The organism is Lentzea sp. NBRC 105346 (assembly GCF_030269605.1).
In the GTDB taxonomy this organism is placed as follows: domain Bacteria; phylum Actinomycetota; class Actinomycetes; order Mycobacteriales; family Pseudonocardiaceae; genus Lentzea.
Genome location: NZ_BSTQ01000003.1, coordinates 154,104 through 162,852, shown reverse-complemented (window position 1 = coordinate 162,852; position 8,749 = coordinate 154,104). Strand labels below are relative to the sequence as shown.

The following is an 8,749-nucleotide window of genomic DNA, read 5'->3' as shown; positions in this document are numbered from 1 at the left end:
CGGTAATGGACTTCAGCCTGTTCTACTTCGCCCACGACAGCAGCGACAACGACCGATACCGGCTGCTGCTCGACGGCGCCACGTTCGCCGACACCCATGGGTTCACCGCGGTGTGGACCCCCGAACGGCACTTCCACCCGTTCGGCGGCCTTTACCCGAACCCGTCGGTCACCGCGGCCGCGATCGCCGGCCGCACCGAACGCGTCGCCATCCGCGCGGGCAGCGTCGTCGCGCCGCTGCACCACCCCGCCCGGATCGCCGAGGAATGGTCCATGGTGGACAACCTCTCCGGCGGCCGCGTCGGCATCGCCTTCGCGTCCGGGTGGAACGCCGACGACTTCGTGCTCAACCCGTCCACCTTCTCGTCCCGCCGCTCTTCAGTACAGGACGCGGTGCGCGACGTCCGGCGGCTGTGGCGTGGCGAACCGGTCCCGTTCCCCAACGGGCTGGGCGAGGTCGTGGACGTGCGGGTGTACCCGCGTCCGGTGCAGGCCGAGCTGCCGGTGTGGATCACCAGCTCCGGCAGTCTCGCCACATTCGAGACCGCCGGCTCCTTGGGCGTCGGCGTGCTCACCCACCTGCTGGGGCAGGACCTGGACGAACTCGCGGGCAAGCTAGCCGCCTACCGGGCGGCGCTTCCTTTGGGCAACCCCGGCCATGTCGTGCTGATGCTGCACACGTTCGTCGGCGACGACGTGAAGGAGCTCGTGCGCCAGCCGTTCACCGACTACCTGCGCGGCTCGCTCGACCTGTTCCTGCCGCCGGACGTCACCCTGTCCGACGCGGACGTGGAATGGATGCTGGGCCAGGCCTTCGAGCGCTACTACACCGGCGGCAGCCTGCTCGGCACCGTCCCCGAGAACCTGGAGATGCTGGACCGGCTGACCGCGCTCGGCGTCGACGAGGTCGCGTGCCTGATCGACTTCGGCCTCGACACCAAGCAGGTCCTGGACGGCCTGACCCGTCTCGACGAGCTGCGCCGGAGTGCACGATGACCGCCACGGTCGTGCCCAGCGTCTGGCGGCTGTGGGAACGGATGAAGCTCTCCGTCTCGGTGCCGTCCTCACCAGCCCTGCCGGTGCCGCCGTCGCTGTCGCCGGTGCTGCGTCTGTTCGAGATCGGCTCGGCCCCGTCGGCCGGCGCGCTCTACCCGTACGAGCACATCGTGCTGGTCGGCGACTCGCTGTACTCCGTGGACCCCGGACGCCGTCGGTGCCGGCTCCTCCACGCCGGTCAGTCGGTGCGGCTGGCGTTGATCCGCAGCGGTCTCGGCGACGCGGATGCCCTGGTGTTCGTCGTCGTGCGCCCGTGGCTGTCGATGCGCAAGTACGGCGACCGCGGGTACCTCTACTGCCTGCTCGATGCCGCCCATGTCGCGACTCATTTGTTGTGCGTCGGCTCCGAGTCGTTCTCGTCGGCCGCACTGCGCACCAGGGCCCGCACCCGGCCGTTCGCCGACCTGCTGGACCTGCGCCACAGCTTCGTGCACAGCGTGCTCTCTCTTAGTGGGGCTCTGGGGTTTGCTTGCTCCTCTCAGTGGTCCTGTGCGGACGATCGGGATGCGTCCAACGACATGGTCTCGTGGCTGGAGGAGGAGTGCTGGAACTCGCTGGCTCCGTTCCTTGCGCCGGGCCTGGGGCGGACTCTGCCGGTGCACCGCGCTCCGCTGTTGCCGGGACTTCCGCCTGACTTTCCGTCGCTGTCTTCTTTGGCCGCCTCTCGCCGGTCTACAAAGGACTTTTCTCCTGGCGGTTGTGCTGTGGACTCGGTGGTGGACGCGTTGCGCATTCCGCTGACCACGGACCTGGATCCCTTTGCGGTTGTCGATGCCTCCGTCGTGACGGGGTTCTCCGGTGACGACCTGGTCCGGTACTGCATGGGCCAGGAGCACCTGCGGCACGCCTCTTCCGCGGTTCTCTTTCACGCCGACCGCACCGTGCTGCTGGATGATCTGAACGGTGCTGTGTTCCGGGCTGGGGCTCTGGCTCACCTCCTGTATCTCGGCGCTACCGCCGCCGATGTGGGCGTGACCGCGATCGGTGGGTTCGACGCGGACCGTTGGCGTTCTGCGGCTGGTCTGCCTGTCAGCCATGACGTTCTCTATGTCGCCTTGCTCGGTCGCCCTGGTGGCGCGGCCGTGAAGGTCGATCGGTTGCAGCGCGCTCACGCTCACAACGAGAGGTGACATGACCGTCATCGGTATCGCCGGGCTGGGGAGGCTGGGTCGGGCTATCGCCGGCCGCTGCGTTGATGCTCGGCTGTACAACACTCGTGACGTCTCGTCGTGGTCCGCTGTTGCGTTCGAACGGCATCCTGCTTCCAAGGTGCACCGGCCTAGTGCCACCGCTACCGCTTTGGCCGCTCGATGGTCATCGTCTACCGGGGTGCCTCCTTCGGACGTGGCTTCGCTTCGGGCTGGGTTGCCGGTCAGTGATCACTCGCTTCGGTTGGGGTGGGCTGCGGAGACGTTGGTGGTGGCCCGGTGGGTGGTTGGTCGGGCTCCGGGTGAGTACTCCGCGCATTCCGCCTACGACGATCTTGTGAGGTTGTAGGGCTTTGGACGCGGCTGCGCCGCGACACGTTGGCATTTTCGGGCGGGCCAGGCGCTAGGGCGCCTGTCCCGCCCGAAAATGCCAACGTACCGAGACGGTGGTTGGCTGCCGTCGTGGTCCCGATCCTGTCCAGACTTGCGTCGTTCGGTGCGGTTGCGGGCGTGGTTGGGATGAGGTGGCTGGAGTTGGCACCGTTTTTTCCCATGCGTCAGCTCACCATGTGCAGGGGGTTGCGTCTCGGCTGGCGTAGCGGGTCGAGGAAGGCCGGTGGGATGAAGTACGGGATTCCGTTGCGGAGCTTCACTTCCCAGTCGCTGTGGTGGATCAGGTCGTGATGTCGTCGGCAGAGCAGCACGCCGTTGTGCAGGCTGGTCTTGCCGCCGTCGGCCCAGTGTGTGATGTGGTGGCCTTCGCAGTGCCGTGGTGGCCGGTTGCAGCCGGGGAAGGCACATCCCCGGTCCCGTGCGACGAGGGCTCGGCGTAGGCCGCTGTTGAACAGCCGTGCCTTGCGGCCGACGTTGAGGGGCTGCGAGCGGCTGCCCAGGACGATCGGGATGACGCCTGCCTCGCAGGCGAGTTTGCGCAGTTGCTTGACCGGGATGTGTTCCTGGTTGTCCAGCACCGCGTCACCCACGTTGGCCTTCAGATCGTCGTAGGAGACGGTGACGGCCATGGTGACGGTCTCGCCGCCGTGCTCGGGCAGGACATCGGCGCGCAGCACCAGGTTGATCAGCTCGGCGAAGGCGTCGCCCTGCCGCTGGGCATACGTGCGGGTGTCGGGGCCGTCCGGGCCGGTGGGGCGGGGCTTGGCCAGCGGGTCCAGCGCGCCCAGGAATTTAGCGCCGATCTCCGGGCCGAGATCGAAGCTGCCGCGGCAGCGGCCGCGTTCCATGCGGGCGATCAGCTGGTCACTCGGTGGCGCCGGATCCTTCTCGTCGGGTTCCTCGTCGTTCTGGAACATCCGGTAGATGATCTTCTTGCCGAAGTCGCGGATCGCGCCCGGCTCGAACGTCCGGCCGAACTCCGCCAGCTGCCGCTCGACGAACGCCGTCTTGTCGGGCGTGGCATCGGCGGGCACGTTCTTCATCGCCTTGGCGATCGCGTCGACATGCTCCTCGGTCAACTCGCCCTCAGCGAGCGCCTCGGCGGTGGCCGGAAGTTCGGGCTCGATCTCCGCACCCGACTGGCCGAGCCGGTGCGACAGCAGCCGCGCCCGGCGCAGCTTCGCCTTCGACACACTCGGATCCCAATGCACCCGATCCTTCAACACCCCGACCAGGTCCTTGTAACCCAACTCTGCCGCCAGGCCACGCCGATCCATCTCGGCAATCCAGCGCAGCAGCCGCTCATGACGCACACGGATCTCACGCTCCATCGCGGCGAAGCCGTCAAGCAGCTCGCCGCTGGAGAGGAGGGACAGATCCGTGTCGACCACGTGTTCGACTCTACCGCAAGATCACCGCCCAACAGGCCGTGTACCAGCGAAAACAAGCCACACGATCGGGGGAACCTCTTTCAAAAAACGATCAAAACGCAAGCCACCTCATCCCAGCCACGCCCGCAACCGCACAACACAACGCAACCCAGCCAACGGATCGGGACCACGACGGCAGCCAACCACCGTCTCGGTACGTTGGCATTTTCGCGCGGACGCGGCGCCCTAGCGCCGTGGCCGCGCGAAAATGCCAACGTGGCGGCCGAAGGCCGAAACCCGGCCTCAGACCAGCAACCCTTCACAAGTCCGCACGAGCACACGGCAAGCATCAGCCGACCGCCGCCCGAACATCGGATTCTCGGCGTGCGCCTGCCACCGCCGCAGAGAAGCAAACGCAGCCCGCCGAACCTCAACGTCCGAACAGGACGGAGCCAGCCCGAGCCGAGCAGCAGGCGCCACCCCGCCAAGCCCCAGCAACTGCTCAGCCTCCGAAGCCAAAGCCCGAGGCAACGAAACCACCCCAGACCGCAAAGCACTCAACAACCGAAGCTCGGCGAACTCATGCGTTGCAGCCAGAATCCGCTCCACCTCACCAGCAAGCCGCCCCCCACCCCCACCGCGCAGCACCTGGTCGAGAGCCAGCAAAGCCGACCGAGCCTTCAACAGATCACGACGCTCACCGAACTGGACGGAAAGCACCCGCTGCAAGTCCTCCAACCCACTGCGAGCCACCAGCTCCGCAGCCAATGCCGCCTGACTACGCACCCCTTGGCGAATCAACGAAACGGACAGCCGAATCCCGAACACCCCGAACCGCCCCAGCAATGCCGCCCGCTCCGAGGACCCGGAAGAGAACCGGTCGGCGGACAACAGGGACGACTCCAACGCATCCCGAGGCCCGTCAGCCAACCCAGCCAGCAAGGAGAACTCAGCCTGGGTCAACGTCCGCCCGGTGTGCGCCAAAAGCCCAGCAACGGCAACGACGTTCTGACACAACCCGTGCAAAGCAGGCTCAGTCCGGTACCGACTGGCGATCGCCCGAGCCGAAATCATGGCGTCCGCACGCCCACCGCCGATCTCGTCGGCACGAGACAACACGGCCACAGTGTTGATAGCGGTCGCACGCGCAACACCCTGGTCGCGAAACGCGGACAGGAACTCGCCATCCGAGGCGTGCAGGTGCTTCATCAGGTAGATGACGGCATCGGCCTCGGTAGGCGTGTCATCGTCCGGCGTAAGAAACCGCGTGGTGCGCAACGAGTTCTCCGAAGACACCGAAGCGATCCCAGGCGTGTCGATCAACGTCATGGTCCGCAACGACTGCGAGGGCCAGTCAACGACAAGCCGCGAAGCCGCAACCCCACCAAGGGAAATCGACAACGCACCGGAGCGCCGCACCACGGGCAGCGACACGGGATCACCGGAAACGGGCTCCATGACCACCCGAGGCGAAGGCCCGTTCTGGTACCAGGTCACGACCCGAGTGCACTCACCGGCGTCGGTAGGCGCCAGCGAGTCCCCGACGAGAGCGTTCAACAGAGTCGACTTACCAGCCTTGACCCGCCCGGCGATCGCAACGCGCAACGGGCTGTCGAGGCGATTCATCTGCCCCCGCAGGAAGTGCGCGACACGCGGCTGGTCGCGGTAAGCCTCGATGGCCATGGACAGCACCCGCCGAACCTCGTCGATGATCACGCCGCCTCCCGCACCTTCTCGAGAGCCGCGATCTCGGCCACAAGCTCCGAAAGCCGCGCCGAACGGTCGGCCGAAGAAGCCTTCACGGACTTCTGCGCCGCCTGAATGGACTCCTGCAGCGAGCGCTTCAGCTGCTCGGCCAACGTTGTGAAGTGGTCACGCAAGTCGCGCTGCATGCCACGGAGCATGTCGCGGGACTCCTTGCCCGCGTGGAACGTCACGTCGTCGATGTACTTGCGCAGCGCGGTCTTGGCGTCGTTCTGCCGCCGCTGCACGATCCGCTTCCGTTCGTCACCGATGGTCTTCCCACCCAGCAACAGTCCGGCGCCGATGGAGATCGGGTTCAGCAACGACAATCCGATGACACTGCTCAGCAGCCCGAACATCAACAGGCCGGAGTAACCGCCACGCAGACCGGACAACAGCCGGCCACCGACCCCGAACTTCTCCTCCTCCTTGACGGTCAGCTCGCGCACGGAACGCATCGGGTCCGCGGTACCGGTACGCAACGAGGGCAGCATCTGCTCACGTTCGGAGTCGAAGTGCTCGGCCACGCGCCGCGCCAGCCACCGGGCGCGCTGCGTCGCCCACACCGAGTTCGCCGACACGGCGGCGGAGGCGGCGTCCTGGACCCAGGACGAGAACTGGTCCCAGATCTTCGTGGGGTCACCGGCCTGCAACGCGTCCTCGGCCTCGCGGACGATCTCACGCATGCGGTCGCGCAGGTCGTAGTCGACGTCGGCGTTCAGGTCGGCCACGCCATCGGACAGCGTCTGCTGCCACCGGGCGGAGCGCTCCTTCAGGCCGGCCGCGCGTTCCTCCGCGCGTTGCAGGTCGGCGATCAACGCCGCCGCGGACGCCGGGTCCTCCTGCGCCGCCTGTTCGGCGCGAAGGCTCGCGATGATCTGGTCGAGCACGGCGTGGACGTCGTGCCGCGTCGAGCGCTGGGACAGCGACTCCGCCTCGCCGAGCACGTGCTTGCGCAGGTACGTGACCAGCGGCGGGTAGCCCGACTCCTTGTTGACCTCCTGGTCGCCCGTCTGCAGCGCGTGCCAGCGCAGCGTCGACGACACCATGAAGAAGGACGCCTTGATGCCGGCGTCGGCCACGTGCTCCTGGTTTCGCTTGGCGACGAACCGCCACTCGGGGTACAGGTCCGTCTTGGTGATCACGCACGCCACGTTGGGGCACACGGCCACGGCGTTGCGGAGGAACTCGAGCTCGGGCGCGGTGTACTCCTGGGACGCGTCGGACACCAGCAGCACCGCGTCGGCGGTGGGCAGCGCGGACATCGTCGCCGCGCCGTGCGCCGAGCTGAGCCCGCCGACACCGGGGGTGTCGACGAGCATCAGCCCCTCGGAAAGGATCGGCCGCGGGATGCCGACCTCGATGTGGTCCAACCTCTCCCGGTTGCCCGGATTACCGGCTTCGGATGCGTACGAGGGCAGCTGGTCGATCGGGACCTCGATGCGCGCCTCCTCGCGCACCAGGGTGACGACCGGCTGCTCCGCGTACCGGACCACGGTGGGCACCGCCGTCGCGATGTCGTCGAACACCGGACAGACAGGTGCTCCGAGCAGGCCGTTGACCAGCATGCTCTTGCCCTGCTTGAACTCACCGACGACCAGCAGCCGGACGTGGTCGTCCGCCAGTCGTGCCCTTGCCTGGCGCAGCCTGGCCTCCAGGTCAGGCCGGTCGTAGCGCGCGATGGCGGCTAGCGCGCGGTCGACGGACTCGATCGGTGTGGTCGTCATGGCGGGTTCACGCAATCACTGGGTCGTCAACGGGTTCGTGGTGCAACTCCGGTTCCGGCAGGTGCGCCGGCTCCGGTTCTGGTTCGACGACAACGGGGTCGTCCAGCACGATCTCCGGGTCCTCTTGGAGTGGTTCCGGGTCGAGCGGGGTTCCGTCCTCCGGTTCCTCGACCGGTTCAGGCTCCTTCGGCACGTCCTCCTTGGGGAGGTCGTTGAACGAGTCCTTCACCTGCGTGACGTTCGTGTCGTTGTCCTGGATGGCGACCGAGTTGACCTCGGTGTCGTCGTCGGAGTTGAACGAGTCGTCGATGATCGTGATGTCGCGGTCGTCGATGTTGATGTTCTGCTCGACGTGCTGGATCGGCTTCTCGACTATGTACTCCCGCGTGGTGTGGTGGATCTCCCGCACGGGGTCGTTGTCGTGCGACGGCCGGTGCTCGCCGCTGCGCGGTCTGACGCCGCCGCTGTCGGCCATGATCAGCCGCGCGTCGCGGACGTCCTGGCCGGTCACGCCGCCCAGCCCCGCCTTGTTCAGCTCACCCTGCGCGTCGGCGTCGAACGCCTTCTTGGCGTCGTCGTCCCCGAGCAGGTTCATCAGGAAGTCGATGAGCTGGGTCAGCATGATGGCTCCTCAACTACAGGGGAACCGGCCCCATTACCCCTCGCAACGGGGCCGGTTCGGATCAGATGGGCAGGTCCAGGTCCTCGACGATGTTCTCGATCTCCGTGTCGAGGTCGACGTCGAAGTCCGCGTCCTGGTCCGAGACGGCCGTCTGGTCGGCGTCCTGGTCCGAGACCTGTGTGGTGTCCAGGTCGGCGTCCTGGTCGGCGTCCACGTCGACGTCGGACGAGGCGTTGCCGCCGTTGCCACCGGACGCGTCGGCGTCGCCGCCGTCACCGGTCACACCGCCGTTGCCGCCGAAGCCGAAGCCGCTGCCACCCGAGGTGGAACCGAAGTTGACGTTGACCAGACCCTCCTGGTCGATGTCGCCGCCCGCGCCGCCGACGCCGAGGCCGCTGCCCCCGTTGGCGGAACCGCTGTCGCCACCGACGGCCGTGCCGCCGTTGCCGCCGTTGCCACCCTCGGTGTTGGTCACGGTGGTCGTGTCCTGGTCCTGCTCGGCGGCCTGCTCCGCGCTCTGCGGGTTGACCTGAGCGGACTGCACCTGCTGCTCGGCCGCCTGGGTCGAGTCCAGGTCGAGGTCGGCGGTGAGGTCGGCGAGAAAGGCGTTGAGGTCGATGGGGTTGCTCATGACGTGACTCCTTGGTGTTGGACGCCGGCGGCGGTTTCCGTCCGGCTGACACCAACGAAG

Annotated in this window: 7 protein-coding genes; 2 read left to right on the top strand and 5 right to left on the bottom strand. The window is 67.3% G+C overall.

Translation table 11 applies throughout. From position 1 onward, the window contains the following. Window positions 1–5 precede the first annotated feature (5 nt). Together QSK35_RS08320 and QSK35_RS08315 are read left to right on the top strand one after the other, a co-directional pair. On the top strand, window positions 6–995 hold the full coding sequence (locus tag QSK35_RS08320; protein ID WP_285743902.1) for a MupA/Atu3671 family FMN-dependent luciferase-like monooxygenase: 990 nt from the start codon (window positions 6–8) through the stop codon (window positions 993–995). Beyond that, window positions 992–2,185 carry a nitroreductase family protein gene (locus QSK35_RS08315; protein ID WP_285743900.1) on the top strand — a complete coding sequence of 398 codons (1,194 nt, stop codon included), beginning with the start codon at window positions 992–994 and terminating at the stop codon, window positions 2,183–2,185. The genes QSK35_RS08320 and QSK35_RS08315 overlap by 4 nt, the downstream gene beginning before the upstream one ends. Before the next feature lie 575 nt (window positions 2,186–2,760). On the opposite strand, the gene QSK35_RS08310 is transcribed toward QSK35_RS08315, so the two are convergent. From QSK35_RS08310 to QSK35_RS08290, 5 genes are all read right to left on the bottom strand, one after another. Continuing rightward, window positions 2,761–3,987: an HNH endonuclease signature motif containing protein gene (locus tag QSK35_RS08310; RefSeq protein WP_285743898.1), complete on the bottom strand. Its 1,227-nt coding sequence runs from the start codon at window positions 3,985–3,987 to the stop codon at window positions 2,761–2,763. A 282-nt stretch (window positions 3,988–4,269) separates the two neighbouring features. Then, window positions 4,270–5,649, bottom strand: coding sequence for a dynamin family protein (locus QSK35_RS08305; protein WP_502881634.1), 1,380 nt, complete (start codon window positions 5,647–5,649; stop codon window positions 4,270–4,272). Between the two features lie 29 nt (window positions 5,650–5,678). Further along, window positions 5,679–7,436: a dynamin family protein gene (locus tag QSK35_RS08300; protein ID WP_285743896.1), complete on the bottom strand. Its 1,758-nt coding sequence runs from the start codon at window positions 7,434–7,436 to the stop codon at window positions 5,679–5,681. A 7-nt stretch (window positions 7,437–7,443) separates the two neighbouring features. Continuing rightward, window positions 7,444–8,058: an IniB N-terminal domain-containing protein gene (locus QSK35_RS08295; protein ID WP_285743894.1), complete on the bottom strand. Its 615-nt coding sequence runs from the start codon at window positions 8,056–8,058 to the stop codon at window positions 7,444–7,446. Window positions 8,059–8,119: 61 nt separating this feature from the next. Beyond that, window positions 8,120–8,689, bottom strand: coding sequence for a hypothetical protein (locus QSK35_RS08290; RefSeq protein WP_285743892.1), 570 nt, complete (start codon window positions 8,687–8,689; stop codon window positions 8,120–8,122). Between the last annotated feature and the right edge of the window lie 60 nt (window positions 8,690–8,749).

Bases quoted from the DNA above. Each gene is read 5' to 3' on its own strand.
- QSK35_RS08320 (WP_285743902.1), top strand. From the start codon at position 6: ATGGACTTCAGCCTGTTCTACTTCGCCCACGACAGCAGCGACAACGAC.
- QSK35_RS08315 (WP_285743900.1), top strand. From the start codon at position 992: ATGACCGCCACGGTCGTGCCCAGCGTCTGGCGGCTGTGGGAACGGATG.
- QSK35_RS08305 (WP_502881634.1), bottom strand. From the start codon at position 5,649: ATGGCCATCGAGGCTTACCGCGACCAGCCGCGTGTCGCGCACTTCCTG.
- QSK35_RS08300 (WP_285743896.1), bottom strand. From the start codon at position 7,436: ATGACGACCACACCGATCGAGTCCGTCGACCGCGCGCTAGCCGCCATC.
- QSK35_RS08295 (WP_285743894.1), bottom strand. From the start codon at position 8,058: ATGCTGACCCAGCTCATCGACTTCCTGATGAACCTGCTCGGGGACGAC.
- QSK35_RS08290 (WP_285743892.1), bottom strand. From the start codon at position 8,689: ATGAGCAACCCCATCGACCTCAACGCCTTTCTCGCCGACCTCACCGCC.